This is a genomic window from Neisseria sp. RH3002v2f (assembly GCF_014596375.1).
GTDB lineage: Bacteria > Pseudomonadota > Gammaproteobacteria > Burkholderiales > Neisseriaceae > Neisseria > Neisseria cinerea.
Map to the genome: position 1 here is coordinate 157,732 of NZ_MAYZ01000012.1, position 22,643 is coordinate 180,374.

Below are 22,643 nucleotides of genomic sequence, written 5' to 3' on the forward strand. Positions count from 1 at the left end.
GATTTCGTCTGATAAAAATTTGTTTCAGACGGCCTGATAGTAGAGAAAATAATATGCAATTTCCTTATTCATGGCTGAAAACTCAAGCCAATCCTGATCTTTCTGCCGATAAACTGGAACATCTTTTGACCATGGCCGGTTTGGAAGTGGAAGAAATCGATACTGCTGCCCCTGCTTTCAGTGGCGTGGTTGTTGCCGAAGTAAAATCCGTTGAAAAACATCCTGATGCAGACCGTTTGAACGTTACCCAAGTTAATGCCGGTACGGGCGAGTTGGTTCAGATTGTTTGTGGTGCGCCAAATGTCAAGCCGGGCATTAAAGTGCCGTGTTCGTTGCCGGGTGCCGTTTTGCCGGGCAATTTCAAAATTAAGCCAACTAAAATGCGCGGCGTACCATCAAACGGTATGTTGTGTTCGACCAATGAACTGGGCTTGCCTGATGATGGTGTAGACGGTCTGCACATTCTGCCTGAAGATGCGCCTGTCGGTGCCAATATCCGCGAATACTTGGATTTGGACGATACGCTGTTTACGTTGAAAATTACGCCTAACCGAGCTGATTGCTTGAGTGTTAAGGGTATCGCGCGTGAGGTTTCTGCGTTGACTCAATGTGCGTTTACGCCTGTTGAAATTCAGACGGCCTCTATCGGCAGTGAGAAAAAACAGGCTGTCCGTATTGATGCACCGGCCGATTGCGGCCGTTTTATCAGCCGCGTTATTGAAAATGTTAATGCGAAAGCGGCTACTCCCGATTGGATGAAACAACGTTTGGAACGCAGCGGTATCCGCAGCATTTCCGCATTAGTGGACATCGGCAACTATGTGATGCTGGAAATTGGTCAGCCTATGCATGTTTTCGATGCTGACAAGCTGTCAGGCAGTTTGATTGTCCGCCGTGCTCAAAATGGCGAGACTTTGGCGTGTCTGAACGAGAAGACGGTTACTTTGGCTGACAATACACTGGTGGTCGCTGATGAAAAAGGTGCGTTGAGCTTGGCCGGCTTGATGGGCGGCGAGGCAAGCGCGGTTTCAGGCGACACGCAAAATATCGTACTGGAAGCTGCTTGGTTTGCTCCGGAGATTATTGCCGGTAAATCCCGTCAATACGGTTTTGGTTCGGATTCTTCTTTCCGTTTTGAGCGTGGTGTGGATTACCGCTTGCAAGCTGATGCCATTGAGCGTGCTACCGAATTGGTGTTGCAGATTTGTGGTGGCGCAGCCGGTGAAATGGTTGAAGCACAAGGAAAATTGCCTGAGGCAAAACAGGTCGAATTGCGTTTAGGCCGTCTGAAAACGGTATTGGGCGTTGAAATCCCTGCCGAGCAAGTCGAAATTATCTTGCAACACTTGGGTTTGCAGCCTGAGAAAACTGCAGAAGGCTTCCGTGTTACTTCTCCTAGCTTCCGTTTCGATATCGAAATCGAAGCCGATTTGATTGAAGAAATCGGCCGCGTTTACGGTTATGAAAATATTCCCGACGACTATACTTCAGGCCGTCTGAAAATGTTGGCTTTGCCTGAAACCAAACGCCCGCGTTTTGCGGTTTATAACGAAATGGCGGCACGCGGTTACCGCGAAGTGGTCAGCTATGCGTTTGTGGATGAGCAATGGGAGCAAGACTTTGTTGCGAATACCAATCCTATCCGCCTGCAAAATCCGTTGGCGGTGCAGTATGCCGTCATGCGTTCTACGCTTATCGGCGGTTTGGTGGAAGTTTTGCAAAACAATTTGAACCGTAAGCAAAACCGTGTACGCGTATTTGAAATTGCCCGTGTGTTCAGCAAAGATTCGGCTGATCAATTTGTTCAAAACGAACGTATCGGTGGTTTGTGGTATGGCTCCGTGCAGCCTGAGCAATGGGGAGAGAAAACACGCAATGTGGATTTCTACGATATGAAAGCTGATGTTGAGAGTCTTTTGAAAAACAAGGAAGTATCCTTTGTTAAGACCGAACATCCGGCATTACATCCTGGACGTGCCGCCAATATTGTTTCAGATGGCCGGGTAGTTGGTTTTGTTGGCGAATTGCATCCGAAATGGCTACAAAAATATGATTTGCCGCAAGCACCGCTGGTATTTGAAATCGATATGGATGCGGTATTGGGTCGTGAGAAAACCCGTTATCAGTCCGTATCCAAATTCCAACCTGCACGCCGAGATTTGGCATTTGTAATGCCTGAGGCTGTAGCGCATGATGATTTGTTAAATGCCCTGAAAGCGGCGGCAAACAAGCTGGTTCAAGAAATCAGCGTGTTTGACGTTTACCGCGGCACGGGCGTGCCTGAAGGCATGAAAAGCGTTGCCGTTAAAATCATTTTACAAGATATGGAAAATACGCTGACAGATGAAGTCATCGAGCCGGTTATCGGAAAACTGATTGATGCGGCAACAGCAGCAGGAGCGCAACTGCGCGGTTGAGAAATAAATATTCGCTTGAATTTTAAATAGAAATTGGTAATAATCTACACCTGTTACAACAGAAGGTAATAATATGACATTAACTAAAGCCGAATTGGCCGATATTTTGGTAGATAAAGTCAGCAATGTAACCAAAAACGATGCCAAAGAAATCGTCGAACTCTTTTTTGAAGAAATCCGCAGTACTTTGGCTCGCGGCGAAGAAATCAAAATTTCCGGTTTCGGTAATTTTCAGTTGCGCGACAAACCGCAACGCCCCGGCCGTAATCCAAAAACCGGCGAAGAAGTACCGATTACCGCCCGCCGCGTAGTCACTTTCCATGCCAGCCAGAAACTTAAAGGCATGGTGGAACATTACTATGACAAACAACGTTGATTTGACGATTCCTGCAAAACGTTATTTTATGCTGGATGAGTTGTGCAGGCTGTTGCAAATCGAACCCGAAGGATTTGCACGTTGGCAGCACGATCACGGCGTAGTCGTAGGTTACGGCGGCGAACACTATACCCGTTTGGATGTGGTCAAACTGTTGAAACTGCGAAGTACGTTTGCTCCGTATTCGGCTGATGGGGAGTCCGGTTCGGATGGTGATCCTCAGGTTACGGTTCAGGAAATCAGAGACAGCCTGAAAGAGCTGTTGGCTGATTTGGATAAGGAACTGGGCTGATTTGAAACCGGTTGCAGATATGCAGCCGGTTTTATTTTTGCATGGTGAGAATAATTTTTGCGTGATTTCACGTTTCCTTGCCGAAAGCATATGGTATCGTTTGCGGGAAGACGGTAGTTGCGCGTTCCAGGTAAACGGTTTTTTCGGTTATTCAAATATCAAAAGGATGATGGTTAATGAGATTTTTCGGTATCGGTTTTTTAGTATTGCTGTTTTTGGAGATTATGTCGATTGTGTGGGTTGCCGATTGGCTGGGTGGTGGCTGGGCATTGTTTCTGATGGTTACGGGTTTTGTTGTCGGTGTGCTGATGCTCAGACATACGGGGATGTCCGGTATTTTATTGGCGGGAGCCGCAATGAGGAGCGGGGGAAAAGTGTCTGTTTATCAGATGTTGTGGCCCATCCGTTATACGATGGCTGCGGTCTGTCTGATAAGCCCGGGATTTGTATCTTCCGTATTGGCTTTGCTGTTGCTGTTGCCGTTTAAAGGTGCTGCCGTATTGCAGCCTGTCGGGTCTGAGCATTTTTTTAATATGAACCAATCGGGTGCTAAAAAGGATACTCCCTACGATGATGACATTATCGAAGGTGAGTATACGGTTGCTGAACCTGACGGTGATAAACACCGAAATGCTATCGAACATAAAAGGGATGAGTCAATATAAACCGAATGCCGTCTGAAGATTCAGACGGCATTTTACCGTATTGAAAATAAAATGATGCAGGAGTAGGGAGGAGTGGGTTTGAGGGAGTAGAATACGAATTTCCACGCTTGAATGCAGCAATAAGAAAAGAGAGAAACTTTATGCCGTCTGAACAGGAAAAACCGGTATCTTTGCGTGATTTTGACCGCACCCACCTGCTCCATCCCTATACGTCCATGACCGACCCGTTACCTGTTTATCCGGTACGCCGTGCGGAGGGCGTGCATATCGAATTGGCGGACGGCACGCGGCTGATTGACGGGATGTCGTCTTGGTGGTGTGCGATACACGGTTACAATCATCCTGTTTTGAATCAGGCGGTTGAGACGCAGATTAAACAAATGTCGCATGTGATGTTTGGCGGTTTGACGCATGAGCCTGCGGTGGAACTGGGCAAATTATTGGTCGGGATTTTGCCGCAGGGGCTGGACCGTATTTTTTATGCGGATTCAGGTTCGGTTTCGGTGGAAGTTGCGCTGAAAATGGCGGTGCAATACCAGCAGGCGCGGGGTCTGACGGCGAAGCAGAATATTGCGACGGTGCGGCGCGGGTATCACGGCGATACTTGGAACGCGATGTCCGTCTGCGATCCGGAAACGGGAATGCACCATATTTTCGGCAGCGCGTTGCCGCAGCGTTATTTTGTCGATAATCCGAAAAGCCGTTTCGACGATGAATGGGACGAGGCGGATTTGCAGCCTGTCCGTGCCTTGTTTGAAGCGCATCATGCGGATATTGCCGCCTTTATTTTGGAACCGGTCGTGCAGGGCGCGGGCGGCATGTATTTTTATCATCCGCAGTATCTTCGCGGATTACGCGATTTGTGCGACGAATTTGATATCGTGTTGATTTTCGATGAAATCGCCACCGGATTCGGGCGCACGGGCAAGATGTTTGCCTGCGAACACGCGGACGTCGTGCCGGATATTATGTGTATCGGCAAGGGCTTGAGCGGCGGCTATATGACGCTGGCGGCGGCAATCACTTCGCAAAAAGTCACCGAAACGATTTCGCGCGGCGAAGCGGGCGTGTTTATGCACGGACCGACGTTTATGGCGAACCCGCTGGCGTGTGCCGTGGCCTGCGCTTCGGTCAAGCTGCTTTTGTCTCAAGATTGGCAGGTAAATATCTGCCGCATTGAAAGCATCTTAAAAGATCGTTTGAAAGCCGCATGGGACATTCGCGGCGTGAAAGACGTGCGCGTTTTGGGTGCTATTGGCGTGATAGAGTTGGAAAAAGGTGTGGATATGGCGCGTTTTCAAGCGGATTGCGTGGCGCAGGGCATTTGGGTGCGCCCCTTCGGCAGGCTGGTGTACCTCATGCCGCCTTACATCATTTCAGACGGCCTCTTGACCGAACTTGCCGACAAAACCGTACAAATCTTGAAGGAACACAGCAAATGAAAGGCGTTTACTTCGTCAGCGGTATAGACACGGACATCGGCAAAACTGTCGCCACCGGTATGTTGGCAAAACAATTGTTGCAGCAGGGCAAAAGCGTGATTACGCAAAAGCCTGTGCAAACCGGTTGCAAAAACATCGCCGACGACATCGCCGCCCACCGCAAAATTATGGGCATACCCATGCAGGAAGCGGACAAACAGCGGCTGACTATGCCCGAAATCTTCAGTTACCCTGCTTCGCCCCACCTCGCCGCCCGTCTGGACGGCAGGGCTTTGGACTTGGACAAAATCCGTACCGCCACGCAGCAACTGGCAGCACGATACGAAATCGTCTTGGTCGAAGGCGCAGGCGGATTGATGGTTCCGCTGACGGAAAAGCTGTTAACCATTGATTATATTCAAGAACAGGCTTATCCCGTCATCCTCGTCACCAGCGGGCGGCTCGGCAGCATCAACCACACCCTGCTCAGTTTCGCCGCGCTCAAACAATACGGCATTCGCTTGCACAGCCTCGTATTCAACCATATTCATGACAGTTCTGACGAATGCGTTGCGCAAGACAGCCTGAACTATCTGCAATGCCGTCTGAAAGACAGTTTCCCTGAGGCCGAATGGTTGGAGTTGGATAAAACAGACGCGGTATAAATATTAGGAAAGATATGGAACACCTATTTGGGAAATGGCTGCCCGACTTGCCTGCCTCCGTTTCAGACGGCATCAGCCTGCCGATGAGCCGGTTATTGAAAGCCCGGTCGCTGACGGCCGCATTGCGTGCCTTGCCGCATATATTTTCGGTGGAACTGCTGAAACTGGGCGAATTGGAGACGGAATGCGGAGGTAGGCTGGTGCGTGAAGTTTTGTTGAAGCTGGACGGTATCCCTGTTGTCGCAGCAAGGAGCGAGTGCCGGATAGGTTCGGCGTTTTGGCAAAACATTTTGGACTGCGGCACGCGCCCTTTGGGCGAGCGTCTGTTTCAAGCTGATTTGGAAGGGGCGCGTTCGGCGTTTGAGTTTGCCGTTTACCGCGAAGGATGCGGGCGGTACTTTGCCGCTCGGCGTTCGCGGTTTTCCCATCACGGCGAGGAAATGCTGCTGACCGAGTATTTTCTGCCCGAACTGAAACGCTTTATCGGATAAAATACCGTTTTTTCAAGCTGTGCGGCAATATGAATCTTAAATCCCCTTTATTTTTACGACTGTCCGATCGTTTGGACGTTTATATCAGACTGATGAGGGCGGACAAGCCCATTGGGACGCTGCTTTTGCTGTGGCCGACCTACTGGGCATTGTGGTTGGCTTCAGACGGCATTCCGGATTGGACGGTATTGGCGGCGTTTACAATCGGTACGTTTTTAATGCGCAGTGCCGGTTGCGTCATCAACGATTTTGCCGACCGCGATTTTGACGGGGCTGTCGAGCGCACTAAAAACCGTCCGTTCGCACAGGGCCGGGTCGGAAAAAAAGAAGCACTGCTGCTGACGGCATTTTTGTGCCTGCTTGCCGCATTGTGCCTGATTCCGCTGAATCATCTGACATGGCTGATGAGCCTGCCTGCCTTGTTTCTTGCGCTGACTTACCCGTTTACCAAACGTTTTTTTCCGATTCCCCAATTTTATCTCGGACTTGCCTTTTCCTTCGGTATCCCGATGGCGTTTGCTGCCGTTGCCGGAAACGTGCCGCCTCAAGCGTGGATACTCTTTGCCGCCAATGTGTTATGGACTCTGGCGTATGACACGGTTTATGCAATGGCGGACAAAGAAGACGATTTGAAAATTGGCATTAAAACGTCAGCCGTCACGTTCGGGCGTTACGATATTGCCGCCGCCATGTTGTGTCATGGAGGCTTTACCCTGCTGATGGTCGCGCTGGGTATTGAAATCGGGGTGACATGGGCGTATTGGGCGGCGGTACCCGTCACTGTATGGCTGCAATCTCTTCAATACAGAGCCATTAAGAACCGCAATCGGCAGGTTTGTTTCCAAACCTTTCTCGCCAACAACCGCATCGGTCAGCTCTGGTTTCTTGCTATTTTTGCACACACATTCTTGATGGCCCACCAATAGAATCATGCCGTCTGAACATCGGGAAAATACATCGGACGACAGGTTTATTCATGCCGAAAACTGTTAAAATATGTTTTGAAAACGTAGTGTTATGTCAGTCCGTACCGTATGTGGGATTGAGGTTTACCCTGACAGTCGGTACAATTCTTCTGTTTTACGATGTCTGAAAAGAGAAGCTTATGAGCCTTATCGGCGAGATTTTGCCTTTGTCCCATATTGTTTTGGATATGGAAGTGGGCAGTAAGAAAAGACTGTTTGAGGAGGCCGGCCTGCTTTTGGAGCAAGAATCCTCATTGTCTCATGCTGATGTTTTCGAATGTCTTTTTGCACGTGAAAAACTCGGTTCGACCGGTTTGGGGCAGGGCGTTGCCATCCCTCATGGCCGTTATGCCGGCGTCAGTCAGGCAACCGGTGCCTTTATCCGCATCCGCGAGCCCATCGGATTTGACGCGCCCGACGGCAAGCCGGTTTCCCTGGTTTTTATTTTGCTGGTTCCGGAAAATGCGACGGGCGAGCATTTGGAGGTTTTATCCAAATTGGCCGGCAAGTTTTCTCAAAAAAGCATCAGGGAATCACTGATGACTGTTTCCTCTGCGGAAGAAGTCCGCGCCATCCTGACTGAAGAGTAATATGCCCAGTATTTCCGTCCGCCGCCTCTTTTCCGACAACCAATACAAGCTGCAGCTTGCATGGGTTGCCGGTAATTCGGGTGCGGACAACCGTATCGGCGTAGAGGCGGACAAACCCGTCCTCGCTTTGGTCGGCCACTTGAATTTTATCCATCCCAACCAAATCCAAGTGGTCGGTTTGGCGGAATCGGAGTATCTGAACCGTCTCGAATCGGGTGAAGTCTGCTATCGGTTCGGAGACCTGTTCGATATTTCCATGTCTTTGGTTATCGTGGCAAACGGCTTACCGGTTTCTCCCAGCTTGCGCGACTATTGCCATAAAAACGATATCCCCTTGCTGACTTCCAAGCTTGAAAGCCCGTATCTCATGGATGTGTTGCGGATTTACCTGCAACGTACCCTGGCGGCCTCAGCCATCAAACACGGCGTATTTCTCGATGTATTCGAGGTTGGCGTACTAATTACGGGGCATTCCGGTTTGGGTAAGAGCGAATTGGCGTTGGAGCTGATTTCGCGCGGACACAGCCTGATTGCCGACGATGCGGTTGAGCTGTTCCGTATCGGACCGGAAACGCTGGAAGGTCGCTGTCCACCTATGCTGCGTGATTTTTTGGAGGTTCGCGGCCTAGGGATACTCAATATCCGCCATATTTTTGGTGAGACGTCTATACGCCCGAAGAAAGTGCTGCAGCTGATTATCAACCTTGCCGCAGCAGACGATGAGTACATGAAGCAACTCGATCGTCTGAGCATACGTACGGAGACCGAGTCTATCCTTAATGTTAACATCCGTTCGGTTACGCTGCCTGTAGCGGTCGGACGCAACCTTGCCGTATTGGTTGAAGCGGCGGTGCGCAATTATATTCTCCAGTTGCGCGGCAAAGACAGTACGCGCGAATTTTTGGAGCGTCATCAGACGCAGCTTAAAGAAAACGAGCAATACAATGAAAATAGTCCTGATTAGCGGCCTGTCCGGTTCGGGTAAATCCGTCGCCCTCAGGCAGATGGAAGATTCGGGTTATTTTTGCGTAGACAATTTGCCTTTGGAAATGCTCCCGTCGCTGGTGTCGTATCATATCGAGCGTGCCGACGAAAGCGAATTGGCCGTCAGTGTCGATGTACGTTCCGGCATAGACATCGGACAGGCGCGGGAACAGATTGCCTACTTGCGCGGACTGGGGCACAGGGTTGAAGTTTTGTTTGTTGAGGCGGAAGAAAGCGTGTTGGTCCGCCGGTTTTCCGAAACCAGGCGAGGCCACCCTCTGAGTAATCAGGATATGACTCTGTTGGAAAGCTTAAAGAAAGAACGGGAATGGCTTTTCCCGCTTAAAGAAATCGCCTATTGTATCGATACTTCCCAAATGAATGCCCAACAGCTTCGCCAAGCCGTGCGGCAGTGGCTGAAGGTCGAACGTACCGGGCTGCTGGTGATTTTGGAGTCGTTCGGATTTAAATACGGCGTACCGAACAACGCGGATTTTATGTTTGATATGCGCAGCCTGCCCAACCCGTATTACGATCTTGAACTGAGGGCGTTTACCGGTACGGACCAACCGGTCAGGGATTATTTGGACGGACAGCCGCTTGTGCAGGAAATGGTTGACGACATCGAAAGGTTTGTTACGCATTGGCTGCCGCGTTTGGAGGATGAAAGCAGGAGCTACGTTACCGTCGCCATCGGTTGCACGGGGGGACAGCACCGTTCCGTCTATGTTGTCGAAGAGCTTGCCGGAAGGCTGCAGGGGCGTTACGAGTTGCTGATACGACACCGACAGGCGCAAAACCTGCCGAGCTGTTAATCCCGTTAAACAATTATGCCGTCTGAAACCCCGCTTTTTTGTTTCAGACGGCATTTAAAATATTGAGAAGAAAGGAAAGATATGGCAATCCAATGGTTTCCCGGCCACATGAACAAAGCAAAAAAAGCCATCGCCGAGCGCGCCAAAAGCGTAGACATGGTGATTGAAATGCTGGATGCGCGAATGCCCGCCTCTAGCGAAAACCCCCTGCTTGTCCAGCTTTCCAAAGGTAAACCCAAACTTAAAATCCTCAACAAACAAGACCTTGCCGACCCCGAGCGCACCAAAATCTGGCTCGAACACTACAACAGCCGCCCAGATACCCGCGCCATCGCCCTCGATTCCTCCGAAACAGGCGCACACGGCAAAATCATCCAAGCCTGCCGTGCCATGATTCCCCACCGTCAAGGCATAGACAAACCCTTGCGCGTCCTCATCTGCGGCATTCCCAACGTTGGCAAGTCCACCCTCATTAACGGCATGATAGGCAAAAAATCCGCTAAAACCGGCAACGAACCCGGCATCACCAAAGCCGAACAACGCCTTTTCCTCGCCGATGACTTCTGGCTCTACGACACCCCCGGAATGCTGTGGCCGAAAATCATCGTCGAAGAAGGCGGCTACAACCTCGCCGCCGGCGGCGCAGTCGGACGCAATGCGCTGGACGAAGAAGAAGTCGCCCTCGAACTCTTAGACTATCTCCGCCGCCATTACCTCCCCATGTTGCAAGAACGCTACCAAGCCGACAAAGACCCCAGCAGCCACTGGGACGATAACTCATGGCTCGAATGGATAGCCAAAAAACGCGGCGCAGTCCTCAGTGGCGGACGGATCAACTACCAAAAAGCCGCCGAAAACATCCTCACCGACTTCCGCGAAGGCAAAATCGGCAGAATCACCCTTGAAACGCCGAACCAATGGGAAACATGGCTCAAAAAAGCCCGTCAGAAAGAAGCCGAACTAAAAGCCATTCGCGAAGCCAGAAAAGCAGAGCGTAAAGGGCAGAAGCCTGCGGACGAGTAGGGTGAGAGGTTTCACTATCTTTAGAAAGGTCGTCTGAAACTTCAGATAGATTGTTCAGATGACCCGTTTTTAAAATTAAAAACCAACATATAAAACTGAAAAGAATCTTTATCTAAGGCAGACTGACCAATATTAAAACAATTGAATCTTGATGTTATGAATGAAAAACTCTCTCCTGACGCGCTGATTGAAGCTGCGCTTTTGACCCAAGCCGAACCCTTAAACGAAAAAACCATGCGAGAATTGTGTGTACCTCCGCTGTCGCAGGACAAATTAATCGACGTGTTGGCGCAGTTAAAAACGCGTTGGCAGGGCAGGGCGCTGCAACTGGTACATACGCACGAGGGTTGGCGTTTTCAGATTGTACAGGCAGCATTCGAGCGGCTGGGCAGCCTCCAAGAACAGCGTGCGCCGCGCTACTCCAGGGCTGTGATGGAAACACTGGCGATTATCGCCTACCAGCAGCCGGTAACGCGTGGCGATATCGAGGGTATACGCGGCGTAGCGGTGTCGCAGAATGTGATGCAGACCTTGCAGGATCGGGGGTGGATTGAGGTAATCGGACATCGTGATACGCTTGGCAAACCAGCATTGTGGGCGACAACAGCAACGTTCCTCAGTGATTTGAGTTTGAACAGCTTGGAAGAACTGCCTCCGTTGACAGAACTAGGCGAATTGGTTTTGCCCGATTTAATGGAAATGCCCCCTGCTGATGAAGAAGAATCGGAAACCGCACCATCCGATATGTTGCTCAATTGAAATCAGGATGCCGTCTGAAATGCATATTGCTTCAGACGGCATTTCAACAAATAAGCAGATAAAATAAACTCCATCTGAAAATAAGAAAAAACTTATTTATAATTTAAAAAATCTTAGTTATAATTCGGATATCTAAAGCTGATATTTCTTTTGTTGGTCGAATTACTAAGGAATCCTCACGATGCTTCTAACACTTTCTTTGCGAGATTTTGTTATTGTTGAAAATCTGAATCTTGATTTTCAAAGCGGGTTTACTGTATTGACCGGCGAGACGGGTGCGGGTAAATCCATTACCTTGGACGCAATCGGCTTACTGTTGGGCGATAAGGCAGATTACAGCCAAGTACGCCATGGTGCAAAAGAGGCTCAACTGTCAGCACTATTTGATATTTCCCATTTGCCTCTTTTAAAAGAAGAATTGCATGATCAAGGGCTATTAGATGACGGCGAAGAAGAACTTAGCATCCGCCGCATTATCGATGCCAAAGGCAAAAGCCGAAGCTTTATCAACAATCAGGCAGCTACCTTGGCGCAACTCAAATCCGTGGGCAGTCAGCTTATCGATATCCATGGACAAAATGCCCATCATTCGCTTAATCAGGAAGCCGCTCAACGGAATCTTCTAGATGCATTTGCAGGCAGCAAAGAGCAGGCGGAAACCGTCAGACAGCTGTATCAAAACTGGGTCAATGCTAAAAAAACACTGCAAGAGGCGCAGGAACACGCCGAGACCATCATTATCGAGCGTGAACGTTTGGAGTGGCAATTCAATGAATTGAGCCAGTTAGACGTAAAAGAAGGCGAATGGGAAGCCCTCAGCCAAAGCCATGATAGTCTTGCCCATTCTGCCGAGCTGTTGCAGGCTGCAGAAGAAGTCGGAGATAAGATTGATGGTGATAACGGCATCCAACGGCATATTTATCAATGTCAAAAGCTATTGACCAATTTGCAAAACATCGAGCCGCGTTTTGCAGAGAGCCTGAATATGTTGGCAAGCATCGAAGCTGAATTGGGCGAAATCAGTGCCAATATGCGCGATGTGGCCGGACGCAGCGACATCAATCCCAATGAATTGGCGGCTCAGGAGCAGCGCATGGGCGAGCTGATGGGAATGGCGCGGAAATACCGTGTCGAACCTGAAGAATTGCCACAAAAGCTGGCTGAAATCGAAGAGCGCATGCAAAGCCTGCAAGCTGCCGCCGATTTGGAAACATTGACGCAAACCGTTGCCCGCAACCTTGCCGAATATCAGGAAGCCGCCCACATTCTTTCCGCTATGCGCCATCAGGCTGCCGGCAGGCTTAGTGAAGAGACGACAGAAAATATGCAGCATCTTGCCATGAAAGGTGCGCGTTTTGACATTGCCCTACTGCCGTCTTCCCCGACGGCGCACGGCTTGGAGCAAGTACAGTTTCAAGTTGCCGCTAACAAAGGTAATCCCCCCCGTCCGCTGAACAAAGTCGCATCCGGCGGCGAACTTGCCCGCATCAGTCTGGCTTTACAGGTTGTTACCAGCCAATACACGGAAATCCCAACGCTGATTTTTGACGAAGTAGACACCGGCATCGGCGGCGGAGTAGCCGAAATGGTCGGTAAGGCGTTACGCACTTTGGGTAAAAAACATCAGGTGCTTGCCGTTACCCACCTTCCTCAAGTCGCATCCTGCGGAGAAAATCATTGGCAGGTACGGAAACATAGTGAAGGCGAGCAAACCGTCAGTGAAATCAGCGTGTTGGATGAGGGACAACGGATTGAGGAAATTGCCCGTATGCTGGGTGGGGAAGTAATTACCGAAACGACACGCCTACATGCGGCTGAATTACTTCAGCTTGCATCATAAAATAGTTGGTTTTGAAATCATTATGTTACATAGAATGTCTGCTATGAGGCACTAAAAAAGTAGACAAGATACGAATATATCTGTAATATTTCGACTCTATAAATCACTTAAACAAGTGATTGTGCTGCACCCGTAGCTCAGTTGGATAGAGTATCTGGCTACGAACCAGAGGGTCGGGCGTTCGAATCGCTCCGGGTGCGCCAGTAAGAAAATATAATATGCGCCCATCGTCTAGCGGTTAGGACATCGCCCTTTCACGGCGGTAACCGGGGTTCGATTCCCCGTGGGCGTGCCAATTCAAAATGCCTCCGATTATATCGGAGGCATTTTCAATTTCCGTTTTTATATACGGATATATTCTTTCGTATGATTACCTAGTATATATTCTATTTTATCAATTTATCGTTGGGTTTTGGCGTTATAGCATGTTAAATGTATTGGCATAGATACTAGAATGAAAGTAGGTCTATGGTTGGGACATTTAGAGACCTTTGCAAAAAAGCCCTTCCCCCCAAGCAGCCGAAACCCAAACACAGGTTTTCGGCTGTTTTCGCCCCTAATACCTCCTGATTTTACCCAAATACCCCCTTAATCCTCCCCGGACGCCCCATAATCAGGCATCCGGGCCGCCTTTTAGGCAGCAGCAGGCACACTTAGCCTGTTAGCGGCCTTCAACAGATTCAAACACATCGCCTTCAGATGGCTTTGCGCACTCACTTTACACAGACCAAAATAGGCTGCCCGGGCGTAGCGGAATTTACGGTGTAGCGTACCGAAGCTTTGTTCGACCACATAACGGGTCTTCGACAAATATCGGTTGCGCTTCGTCTGCGTGTTTCCGTCAGCGGACGGTTGCGGTGGGCTTTGCGCATAATGCCGTCTAACAACTGATGGTCTTTCCGATGTTGCCGGTTTTTCGCACTGTCGTAGCCTTTATCGGCATAGACGGTTGTGTCTTTGGCTATTCCTTCCAGCAAAGGCAACAGGTGGTTGCACTCATGGGTATTGGCGGGAGTGATGTGCAGTTTCTCGATATAGCCTTCCTCATCGGTACGGTATGTTGTTTGTAACCGAGTTTGTAGAAGCCGTTTTTCTTTGTTCAACGGGCATCTTTATCTTTGCTCGGTGTGGTTTGGCTGCTGACTTGTCCTTCTTCATCGACTTCTATGGCCTGACGCTGTTTGCTGCCAGCGGTCTGAATAATGGTGGCGTCAATGACGATGGCGGATGCCTTCTCTATTTTTAGGTTTTTTTCGGTCAGTTGGCGGTTAATCAGTTCCAGCAATTCGGACAGGGTGTCGTCTTGCGCCAGCCAGTTACGGTAACGGCATAAGGTGCTGTAATCGGGAATGCTCAGTTCGTCAAAACGGCAAAACAGGTTGAAGTCGATGCGGGTGATGAGGCTATGTTCGAGTTCGGGATCGGAGAGGCTGTGCCATTGTCCGAGCAGGACGGCTTTGAACATGGACAACAGGGGATAGGCGGGACGGCCGCGGTGGTCTCGGAGGTAACGGGTTCTTTGACGATTCAGGTACTGTTCGATCGGCTGCCAATCAATCACCTGATCCAACTTCAATAGTGAAAAGCGGTCGATGTGTTTGGCAATCATGGCTTGTGCGGTTTGCTGGAAGAAGGTGCTCATGGAAAATCCCCTAAATGTCCGGGTGGGATTTTAGTGGATTTTGCAAAGGTCTCATTTAATATGCTTGTCGGTTAAGGGAAAATATTACTGCTATTGTATTGACTGATTTTTCGCATACTCACTAATTTTTTAAAATCTTTTTACATGGTTATAGAAATTTCGGTGTGGGAAAGTGATAAAAGTTTTAGGTTGTGTATGTGTCGCAGCATTGAGACCTTATCTAAGATATGAATATTAGCCTAGAGTTTCAAAGAGAATGCGGCAAAGGCTTAAGGAGTCATGTTTTGCCTTCTGATGATGGCTCGGATAACAGTACGGTTGGGGTGTAGGGCGTGGCGCAGGCGTTTTGAGAGGGGATGGGGCAAGCCTAGGATTTCGGCTGCAATGGCGGCGGCGCATATGGGGGCGGTGGCGAGTCCGCGGGTGCCGTGCGCGGTGTTGGCGTAGGCATTAGGCAGATATGGGCATGGGGCGTCGATGCGGTAGTTTTTGTCCAGTGCAAGTTTGGCGTAAGTTTGTTGCATGGCGGCAATGTCGCCGAGTGCGCCGACGATGGGCAGATGGTCGGGGCTGTCGCAGCGCATGGCGGCGTGCCCTTGGTATTTTTGAGGGTTTGGGTTGGTAGTAAACAATGATTCGGCAAGGGAGGGCTCAAGATGTGCCAATGCTTGGCGGTTTGAGGCTTCTTCGGCTTCGTTCCATCCGGTATGGCTGCTGTTGGGAATAAAACTTGCACCGTAGCAGTGCAGTCCGTGCCACGACGGGCTGATGTAACTCTCGCCTGAAACGGCGCAACGCAGTTGTTCGGAAAATGGGGTGGATGGTGTGAGGCCGGTTTGTCCGCGTATTTGCCTGAAGGGTAGGGAAGAAAGGTTGGTTTCAGGCAGGTAGGAGCTGTGTGCGCCGGTGCAATAGACGATGTGTGTGGCGGAAAATATGCCGTTTGGCGTGCTTGCAATCCACTTTTCCCCGTCGTGGGAAATGTCGGTTAACGGTGTGTTTTCGTGTAGTCTAATGAGCGGATGGTTGAGGAGGGCGTGGACGAATGCGGGCGGATTGAGCCATACGCCGTGCTGCCAGAAGAGACCGCATGATGGTTCGGTGTAGGGGGCGCTGAGGGGGATGCCGGCGATTTTTTCGGCTTCTGCAGACGTGATGCTGCGGTAGAGGTGTACATGGTGTTTTTGTAACCCCAATTCGTGATTGCGACGGTATTCGTCTTGGTTGTAATTGAGGTGGATGATGCCGTTTCCGCCCCATGTGTCGGAGTCGGGCAGGATGTGTTCGAGCAGGCGTTTGGTGTAACCGTAGCCGGTGAGCAAAAGTTCGGTTTGTTCGGTATCGTGTGGCGAGATTTTGGCATAAAGCAGCCCTTGACGGTTTCCGCTGGCGGCTGATGCGGCTTTGCCTGCGTCCAATACGGTAACGGATATGCCGTATTCTGCCAGTATGTAGGCGGTTGCCGCTCCGGATATGCCTGCACCGATGACGAGGATGTGTTTCGGTTTTTGCCGTTCGGACGTGTACGGATGTGCAAACCAAGGTTTGTCGGGTGTGTTTTCTGCTTGTGCGGCCGCTTCAGACTGCCATGAAATATGTTGGAAATGTTCATGCAGGCGGTTGGTGCGTGAAGGTGGAACCAGCCAGAAACGGACATCGGGCAGGATGTGTTCGATCAGATTGATGCTGTTGAATTGTAGGCACTGCAGTGCTTGTTCTAAACGGTGTTTCAGACGGCATTCTCCGTCCGAAGCATCTTGTGCGGTTTGAAAATCGGGAATCTTATAATCGGGTAGGCAGATAATCAGGTTGAGCGGTTGCGCGCGTTTGTCGATAATATTGTAAAGTGTGCGGATGTCGGGAATGCCGTTCCATGCGAGATTGTCCATATCAATGCCGTCTGAAATGTGGGTTTGAATATCGGTATCGGGATAAAGCTGTTAAAATACCTGCCGTTTAAAGGCACGCATGCGCCTGCCGGATATTGTATGCCGAATCGAGGTGTTTTTTGAATAATATTCCTGTTGAAATCCGGTTGTTGAAAAACCGTACCGTGTTGGTTTTGACTTATGGGGACGAACCTAAGGAGTTGTCCGCCGAATTTTTACGTGTGCATTCTCCGAGTGCGGAAGTGCGCGGACACGGTGTGGGACAGGATGTTTTGCAGACCGGTAAGGCGGATGTGCAAATTACGGATTTACAGCCTGTCGGTCAGTACGCGCTGAAAATCAGTTTTTCGGACGGACACGACAGCGGGCTTTACGATTGGGACTATCTGCACGGGCTGGCATACGGACGTGATGCCATGTGGCAAAAATATCTGGACAGGTTGGCGGCGGCAGGTGCATCCCGTTTTGCAGGGAAACAGGGTTCTTAAAGGGTCGGGATTCCGACGGACAGTATCGGTATCAGAGAGGTGGTCAGAAAATGGGCGAACAGAAAACGCATTTCGGATTCAGTACGGTAAATGAAGATGAGAAAGCCGGCAAAGTGGCGGAAGTCTTCCATTCGGTTGCAAAAAACTACGACATTATGAACGATGTTATGTCGGCAGGTCTGCACCGTGTGTGGAAACACTTTACCATCAATACGGCATACTTGAAAAAAGGGGACAAGGTACTGGATATCGCGGGCGGTACGGGTGATTTGTCCCGAGGGTGGGCAAAACGCGTCGGCAAAGAGGGCGAAGTTTGGCTGACCGATATTAATTCTTCCATGCTGACCGTCGGGCGCGACCGGCTTTTGAACGAAGGCATGATTCTTCCTGTATCGCTTGCCGATGCGGAAAAACTGCCTTTCCCTGACAATTATTTTAATTTGGTTTCCGTGGCGTTCGGTTTGCGGAATATGACGCATAAGGATACCGCGCTGAAAGAGATGTACCGTGTTTTGAAACCTGGCGGAACATTGCTGGTATTGGAGTTTTCCAAAATCCACAAACCGCTCGAAGGCGCATACGATTTTTATTCTTTCAAGCTGTTGCCGGTGATGGGCAGGCTGATTGCGAAAGATGCGGAGAGTTACCAGTATCTTGCCGAATCCATCCGCATGCATCCTGATCAGGAAACTTTAAAGCAAATGATGCTGGATGCCGGATTTGACAGTGTGGACTATCATAATATGAGTGCGGGGATTGTGGCCCTGCATAAAGGCGTTAAATTCTAAAACGGTTCCCTCGATAATGCCGTCTGAATGGTTTTCAGACGGCATTTTAGTATTTTCAAGGACTAGGTAATTAATTTAAAAAATTAATTCATTTTATTATCATAAAGTTATAAACTTTCTAAAAAATAGGAACAATTATCATTTGCAAAATATAAAGATGTCTGTATAATGCAGTCAATCCAGTAAATAACACAGCAGACAAAAGGAGGGAAAAATGCCGGAAAGTATTTTTAAACAGATTTCCCTCGATATTTTGAGGCTGCATCGTGATTCTGTTCATTCCCTGCTCGCAACCTCGGGTTGCAACTGTCAGGTACATGAAGCGGCATATGTCAATATTGACGGTAAATATTATATTTCGCTTTCGTGCGAGCCTGAGGTAGGAGAAGTTAAAACAGGGATTTTGCTGATTGAAGATGAAAGCCGCAGCTTGCGTTTGAGCTGGGTTGGCAGTGCTCGGGAACTTGACCGCAAGGATAGTGTATATAAGCGTGCCTTGTCTGCGCTATCCAGAAAGATGGAGCGGTGTAAAGACAAGCTGCATACGGCGGTTCAACCGTTTTTGTTAGAGCTGGTGCCGGAGAAAGGCAGATTTTCTGTCGGTGATGAAGAAGTTTGGATTTCTCAAAATGATTTAGTGAGAGCTTTATATCCTGTCGGATACAGTATGCGGCAGGCAATGTTGTAGATTTAAAGTTTTGGTAGTGGTTTGTGTTCCTTTTGCGCCCCTTTGTCAAGGGGCGATTTTTTTTGCGTACAGATCGGCGGTAGGATAAAAATGCCGTCTGAAAAAACTTAGACGGCATTTGCATATATCGAATTATTTATCCGTCAGGAGGCGGATACCTTGATCGCCAAGCTTTCCGGACAATTCGGCGGCTTTTCCGTGTTTGCCTAGGACAAAATCAGGGAGGATTTCTGCCAAAGGGCGCATGACAAAACTGCGTTCGTGGGCGCGCGGATGCGGTAGGGTAAGATGGGGATCGTCGCTGAATATGCCGTCAAAGTCGATGATATCGAGATCTAATGTGCGCGGCGCATTTCTAAAACTGCGGTTTCGTCCGAAATCAGCTTCGATACGGTTGAGTACGGAGAGCAGTGAGATACCGTCCATGTCGGTGGATACGGCGCAGACGGCATTGACAAAGTCAGGTTGGTCGTCATAGCCGACGGGGACGGTAGTATATAGGGATGAGGTTTTCTGCAGCTGAATATCGGGATGGGACGACAGTGCGTCCAATGCACTGCGTATTTGTTGTACGGGGTTGTCAAGGTTGCTGCCTAAGGCGATGATGGCAAAATGTCTGTTGTTCATGGCAGTGTTTCAGAATGGCAGGACTTTGGTTTTTGCAAGGTAAATGATACAGGCGACGCAACACATGGCAAGCAGATAAACGGCATAGAATTTGGTCGAACGGGGTCGGGCACGCATCATAATCATACCTAATGCGATATAGGCGAGCAGGAGCAGAATTTTTGTACCGAGCCATGGTGCGTTGAATGGGGAGAAATGGGTAATTTTCATCAACCACAATCCGGTGAACAGCAGCATGGTGTCGTTGAGGTGGGGCAGTGCTTTCCAAAAGCCGGCCAAGGGCTTTTCTGGATTTTTCCAAAGTAGGAAAAAACGGATGTTGAATACCAAAATGGTGATGGTAACGAAGATTTGATGGCTGTATTTTACAATTAGGTACTGCATGGTCGGCTCTTATCAAAATAAGGGTTGGGATTGGCTATTTTACCGCAAACGGTTATTTTTGACGCAGTTTTTCAAATGCCAAAAGATAGGGTGGGCTATTCTTCCGGTTGATAAAACCGTAACGTAAAACGGCAAATTGTTCTTGGGGCAGCTCTTTTGCCCATTGTTCGATTGCTTCTGCCTCCTGTTTGCCGTTTTCGTGTCCCGGATAGAGGACGGCAATAAGCATACCGCCTTCCTTCAGCAGGGAGAGGGTTGCGCAAAGGGCGGGAATGCTGGTTTCCGTATGGGTGGTAAGGCTTTTGTCTCCGCCGGGCAGCCAGCCAAAGTTGAAAATGGCGGCATTTAGCGGTTCTGAAACATATTGTTTCAGGTTTTCGTGTCCGTCTAAGATGAGTTGCACATTCTCGTATCCCGCTTCTTTTAGGCGGCATTGTGTGAGGGTCAGGGCTTGCGGTTGGATATCGAATGCCCACACTTTTCCCAGAATGCCTGCTGTTTGTGCAAGAAAAAGGGTGTCATGTCCGTTGCCGGCTGTGCCGTCCAAGGCGTTCCCACCTTCGGGCAGTGTTTGCTGTAAAAGGTAATGGGCGAATGGAATGATGTTTTGCAATAACATTTTTAAATGCTGTCAGAAAATAAAAATACCTTACCGATGCCGGTAAGGTATTGGAATATATTGATTTGTGCGGATTATTCAGCAGATTGTTGGACGGTTTCCACTTGGACGAGGGCTGATGCAGGTGCGGTTTGGGGTCTGTTTTCGTGTTGAAGGTTGACAGAGCGTGCCGGTACGATGGTGGAAATGGCGTGTTTGTAAACCATTTGGGTTACGGAAGTGTTTCTCAGGAGAACAACGTATTGATCGAAAGACTCAACCTGACCTTGCAATTTGATACCGTTAACTAAGTAAATCGAAACCGGAACATGCTCTTTACGCAATGCGTTCAGGAAGGGATCTTGCAACATTTGTCCTTTAGCTGTCATATTTTTTAACTCCGCTATTATGATTGTGAAATCGGGCAAATGCCCTGTATTTGTAGAATTGTAGCCTTTAATAGGAAAAATTACCAATTTTTTTGTGCTTGAAACGGATTTCTACGCTAATTGTTTGCATACATTAAGAACGTTGCTGCAGCATCCATGATTCGATTTTGCGTGCGTCGTTGACCCGAGTGGCGGATGTAGGCGAATTTAACAATATGATGGTAACCGGTTGGTTTTGAATATTGGCCCTGACGACCATAGACCTACCCGCCTCGCGTATATAGCCTGTTTTCTGCAGCTCGATGTTCCACATGCCTTCCCTAACCAAGGCATTGGAATTTTTATAGTTTTGCTGTCCGTTTTTCGTTTGTACGGCAGCGTGGTTGGAAGTCGAGTTGATACGTATCTGGGGATATTGTACGGCGGCGTTGACCATAAGGCTTAGGTCTTTGGCTGTGGAAACGTTTTGGTAGTTGAGGCCCGTCGGTTCGTAAAATCGGCTGCTGTACATACCCAGGCTTTGTGCTTTACGGTTCATTGCGGCGACAAATGCGCCCATGCCGCCGGGGTAGGTCCTCCCCAGCGCGTGGGTGGCCCGGTTTTCGCTGCTCATCAGGCTTAAGTGAAGCAGCTCTTTCCGAGTAAGGGATGTGCCGATGGCAAGGCGGCTGCCTGTTCCTTTGATGCGGTCGATTTCGTCTGGTGTAATGGTAACGATTTCATCCATATTTAGATTTGCATCTAAAACGACCATTGCGCTCATGAGTTTGGAGATGGAGGCGATGGGCATGATTCTGTCGGCATTTTTCTGATATAGTATTTGTCCCGTTTTATTATTGACAACCAGTGCGGATTGGGAGGAAAGAATCAGCCCGCCTGTAATGGTTTGGGTATTGGTGGGGTGTATCGGACTTTCTGCAAATATTTCTATCGGGTCGGAGGATGTGAACAGGTTATGTTCCAAAAATTGTCCTAAAATATCGTCTTCGGCAAAGAGATATGCCGAAGGCAGGGACAGGCATAAACCGAGTAGCAGAGACGAAGGCAGATGTTTTAAGATGCGGACGGACATTTTTGATTCCATTTATTGAATGTTGACGTTATTTTGTTGAAAAAACAGATATATGTAAAGTATGTTGTCGGGGAAGTAGGTTGCTTGTATCGGTAATGTAAGATTGTTTTCATTAATAACATATTGTTTTTATTAAAAATATTTATTGTGATTTAATTTCGGCGGTTTGATTTGAAACAGAGGTCGTCGGTTGAATCTATGCGTCTCGAGGCGGTAGAATCGGGGTTTGCTTAGATATCAAACTAATGCACAGGTGTGTGCTGATGCATTGTTTTAATCGTTGAAATATTGGGAGTGCGGATAATGGGTTTGAAATATGAATTTACCCTGCCTTCAAGCAGCGGTGCGGATTTCCATTCGGCAGAACATCTGCCTTTGGTTGTGTATTTTTATCCGAAAGACAGTACGCCCGGCTGTACGACGGAGGGGCTAGATTTTAATGCGCGATTGGCGCAGTTCGGCGACTTGGGTTATACCGTGGTCGGCATTTCGCGAGACGGGGTGAAGGCGCATCAGAACTTTTGCGAAAAACAGGGTTTCCGGTTCGAACTGTTGAGTGACAAGGATGAAACAGTATGCCGCCTGTTTGATGTCATCAAATTGAAGAAGCTGTATGGGAAAGAGTCGTTCGGTATCGAGCGCAGTACGTTTGTTCTGAATAAGGACGGTGAAATCGTCCATGAATGGAGGAAGGTCAAGGTGGCGGGTCATGCGCAGGAAGTGCTGGAAACGCTTTCCTGATTATGCGGGTTTCGCTTCCTAACCTGTTTCAGAC

Annotated in this window: 25 protein-coding genes, 2 tRNA genes and 2 pseudogenes; 20 read left to right on the forward strand and 9 right to left on the reverse strand. The window is 49.1% G+C overall.

Annotation, left to right across the window (positions count from 1 at the left end; genetic code table 11):
• Window positions 1–53: 53 nt before the first annotated feature.
• From pheT to BBW69_RS01605, 16 genes are all read left to right on the forward strand, one after another.
• Window positions 54–2,417, forward strand: coding sequence for a phenylalanine--tRNA ligase subunit beta (pheT, locus tag BBW69_RS01530; protein WP_188210174.1), 2,364 nt, complete (start codon window positions 54–56; stop codon window positions 2,415–2,417).
• A 73-nt stretch (window positions 2,418–2,490) separates the two neighbouring features.
• A complete protein-coding gene (locus BBW69_RS01535) occupies window positions 2,491–2,793 on the forward strand; it encodes an integration host factor subunit alpha (protein WP_003675494.1) in 303 nt (100 codons plus the stop codon).
• Entirely contained in the window at window positions 2,777–3,085 is a 309-nt protein-coding gene (locus tag BBW69_RS01540; protein ID WP_188210175.1) for a hypothetical protein, read from the forward strand. Before BBW69_RS01535 ends, BBW69_RS01540 begins: the two co-directional genes overlap by 17 nt.
• 176 nt (window positions 3,086–3,261) lie before the next feature.
• Complete coding sequence (locus BBW69_RS01545; RefSeq protein ID WP_188210176.1) at window positions 3,262–3,750, forward strand: FxsA family protein; 489 nt, start codon at window positions 3,262–3,264, stop codon at window positions 3,748–3,750.
• Window positions 3,751–3,890: 140 nt separating this feature from the next.
• Window positions 3,891–5,192 carry an adenosylmethionine--8-amino-7-oxononanoate transaminase gene (bioA, locus tag BBW69_RS01550; RefSeq protein WP_188210177.1) on the forward strand — a complete coding sequence of 434 codons (1,302 nt, stop codon included), beginning with the start codon at window positions 3,891–3,893 and terminating at the stop codon, window positions 5,190–5,192.
• The gene (gene bioD / locus BBW69_RS01555) at window positions 5,189–5,836 is read left to right on the forward strand and encodes a dethiobiotin synthase (protein ID WP_107859246.1); all 648 of its coding nucleotides are present in this window, start codon (window positions 5,189–5,191) and stop codon (window positions 5,834–5,836) included. Before bioA ends, bioD begins: the two co-directional genes overlap by 4 nt.
• A gap of 14 nt (window positions 5,837–5,850) precedes the next feature.
• Window positions 5,851–6,327 (forward strand): chorismate lyase, encoded by a 477-nt coding sequence (locus BBW69_RS01560; protein ID WP_107859245.1) that lies wholly within the window; start codon window positions 5,851–5,853, stop codon window positions 6,325–6,327.
• Between the two features lie 29 nt (window positions 6,328–6,356).
• Entirely contained in the window at window positions 6,357–7,253 is an 897-nt protein-coding gene (gene ubiA, locus BBW69_RS01565) for a 4-hydroxybenzoate octaprenyltransferase (protein WP_188210178.1), read from the forward strand.
• 179 nt (window positions 7,254–7,432) lie between these two features.
• Window positions 7,433–7,882: a PTS IIA-like nitrogen regulatory protein PtsN gene (gene ptsN, locus BBW69_RS01570; RefSeq protein WP_003675481.1), complete on the forward strand. Its 450-nt coding sequence runs from the start codon at window positions 7,433–7,435 to the stop codon at window positions 7,880–7,882.
• Between the two features lies 1 nt (window position 7,883).
• The gene (hprK, locus tag BBW69_RS01575) at window positions 7,884–8,846 is read left to right on the forward strand and encodes an HPr(Ser) kinase/phosphatase (protein ID WP_096137338.1); all 963 of its coding nucleotides are present in this window, start codon (window positions 7,884–7,886) and stop codon (window positions 8,844–8,846) included.
• Window positions 8,827–9,681: an RNase adapter RapZ gene (gene rapZ, locus BBW69_RS01580; protein WP_188210179.1), complete on the forward strand. Its 855-nt coding sequence runs from the start codon at window positions 8,827–8,829 to the stop codon at window positions 9,679–9,681. Before hprK ends, rapZ begins: the two co-directional genes overlap by 20 nt.
• A gap of 81 nt (window positions 9,682–9,762) precedes the next feature.
• On the forward strand, window positions 9,763–10,704 hold the full coding sequence (ylqF, locus tag BBW69_RS01585) for a ribosome biogenesis GTPase YlqF (RefSeq protein WP_188210180.1): 942 nt from the start codon (window positions 9,763–9,765) through the stop codon (window positions 10,702–10,704).
• A gap of 156 nt (window positions 10,705–10,860) precedes the next feature.
• Complete coding sequence (locus BBW69_RS01590; protein ID WP_188210181.1) at window positions 10,861–11,463, forward strand: SMC-Scp complex subunit ScpB; 603 nt, start codon at window positions 10,861–10,863, stop codon at window positions 11,461–11,463.
• Between the two features lie 181 nt (window positions 11,464–11,644).
• Window positions 11,645–13,303, forward strand: a complete 1,659-nt coding sequence (gene recN / locus BBW69_RS01595) for a DNA repair protein RecN (protein WP_188210182.1) — start codon at window positions 11,645–11,647, stop codon at window positions 13,301–13,303.
• 126 nt (window positions 13,304–13,429) lie between these two features.
• Window positions 13,430–13,506 (forward strand) — tRNA-Arg (locus BBW69_RS01600).
• 17 nt (window positions 13,507–13,523) lie between these two features.
• A tRNA-Glu gene (locus BBW69_RS01605) sits at window positions 13,524–13,598 on the forward strand.
• 338 nt (window positions 13,599–13,936) lie between these two features.
• Here the strand turns inward: BBW69_RS01605 and BBW69_RS10085 are convergent.
• The 4 genes and pseudogenes from BBW69_RS10085 to mnmC form a co-directional block, all read right to left on the reverse strand.
• Window positions 13,937–14,167, reverse strand: a pseudogene (locus tag BBW69_RS10085) (transposase); the annotation flags it as partial.
• A gap of 11 nt (window positions 14,168–14,178) precedes the next feature.
• A pseudogene (locus BBW69_RS10090) lies at window positions 14,179–14,406 on the reverse strand (transposase); the annotation flags it as partial.
• Window positions 14,403–14,945, reverse strand: a complete 543-nt coding sequence (locus BBW69_RS10095) for a transposase (protein WP_223169903.1) — start codon at window positions 14,943–14,945, stop codon at window positions 14,403–14,405. The pseudogene BBW69_RS10090 and the gene BBW69_RS10095, both read right to left, overlap by 4 nt.
• Window positions 14,946–15,214: 269 nt before the next feature.
• The gene (mnmC, locus tag BBW69_RS01615) at window positions 15,215–16,834 is read right to left on the reverse strand and encodes an FAD-dependent 5-carboxymethylaminomethyl-2-thiouridine(34) oxidoreductase MnmC (RefSeq protein ID WP_188210183.1); all 1,620 of its coding nucleotides are present in this window, start codon (window positions 16,832–16,834) and stop codon (window positions 15,215–15,217) included.
• Window positions 16,835–16,953: 119 nt separating this feature from the next.
• On the opposite strand from mnmC, the gene BBW69_RS01620 reads away from it, so the two are divergent.
• The 3 genes from BBW69_RS01620 to BBW69_RS01630 all read left to right on the forward strand — a co-directional run bounded on the left by BBW69_RS01620 (window position 16,954) and on the right by BBW69_RS01630 (window position 18,798).
• On the forward strand, window positions 16,954–17,322 hold the full coding sequence (locus BBW69_RS01620; protein WP_188210184.1) for a gamma-butyrobetaine hydroxylase-like domain-containing protein: 369 nt from the start codon (window positions 16,954–16,956) through the stop codon (window positions 17,320–17,322).
• A 50-nt stretch (window positions 17,323–17,372) separates the two neighbouring features.
• Window positions 17,373–18,110: a bifunctional demethylmenaquinone methyltransferase/2-methoxy-6-polyprenyl-1,4-benzoquinol methylase UbiE gene (gene ubiE / locus BBW69_RS01625; protein ID WP_003677520.1), complete on the forward strand. Its 738-nt coding sequence runs from the start codon at window positions 17,373–17,375 to the stop codon at window positions 18,108–18,110.
• 214 nt (window positions 18,111–18,324) lie between these two features.
• Window positions 18,325–18,798: a hypothetical protein gene (locus BBW69_RS01630; RefSeq protein ID WP_107859237.1), complete on the forward strand. Its 474-nt coding sequence runs from the start codon at window positions 18,325–18,327 to the stop codon at window positions 18,796–18,798.
• Window positions 18,799–18,930: 132 nt separating this feature from the next.
• Here BBW69_RS01630 and folK read toward each other — a convergent pair whose 3' ends face one another.
• From folK to BBW69_RS01655, 5 genes are all read right to left on the reverse strand, one after another.
• Window positions 18,931–19,425 carry a 2-amino-4-hydroxy-6-hydroxymethyldihydropteridine diphosphokinase gene (gene folK / locus BBW69_RS01635; protein ID WP_188210185.1) on the reverse strand — a complete coding sequence of 165 codons (495 nt, stop codon included), beginning with the start codon at window positions 19,423–19,425 and terminating at the stop codon, window positions 18,931–18,933.
• Between the two features lie 9 nt (window positions 19,426–19,434).
• Window positions 19,435–19,809 carry a SirB2 family protein gene (locus BBW69_RS01640; RefSeq protein ID WP_107960136.1) on the reverse strand — a complete coding sequence of 125 codons (375 nt, stop codon included), beginning with the start codon at window positions 19,807–19,809 and terminating at the stop codon, window positions 19,435–19,437.
• Window positions 19,810–19,861: 52 nt separating this feature from the next.
• Window positions 19,862–20,428, reverse strand: a complete 567-nt coding sequence (locus BBW69_RS01645) for a class I SAM-dependent methyltransferase (RefSeq protein WP_107960138.1) — start codon at window positions 20,426–20,428, stop codon at window positions 19,862–19,864.
• 74 nt (window positions 20,429–20,502) lie between these two features.
• Window positions 20,503–20,796: an RNA chaperone Hfq gene (hfq, locus tag BBW69_RS01650; RefSeq protein WP_039854570.1), complete on the reverse strand. Its 294-nt coding sequence runs from the start codon at window positions 20,794–20,796 to the stop codon at window positions 20,503–20,505.
• Between the two features lie 133 nt (window positions 20,797–20,929).
• Window positions 20,930–21,868: a serine hydrolase gene (locus BBW69_RS01655; protein WP_107960140.1), complete on the reverse strand. Its 939-nt coding sequence runs from the start codon at window positions 21,866–21,868 to the stop codon at window positions 20,930–20,932.
• A 303-nt stretch (window positions 21,869–22,171) separates the two neighbouring features.
• Between BBW69_RS01655 and BBW69_RS01660 the strand changes: the two genes are divergently transcribed.
• Window positions 22,172–22,609: a peroxiredoxin gene (locus tag BBW69_RS01660; protein WP_003677534.1), complete on the forward strand. Its 438-nt coding sequence runs from the start codon at window positions 22,172–22,174 to the stop codon at window positions 22,607–22,609.
• The last annotated feature ends 34 nt before the right edge of the window (window positions 22,610–22,643 follow it).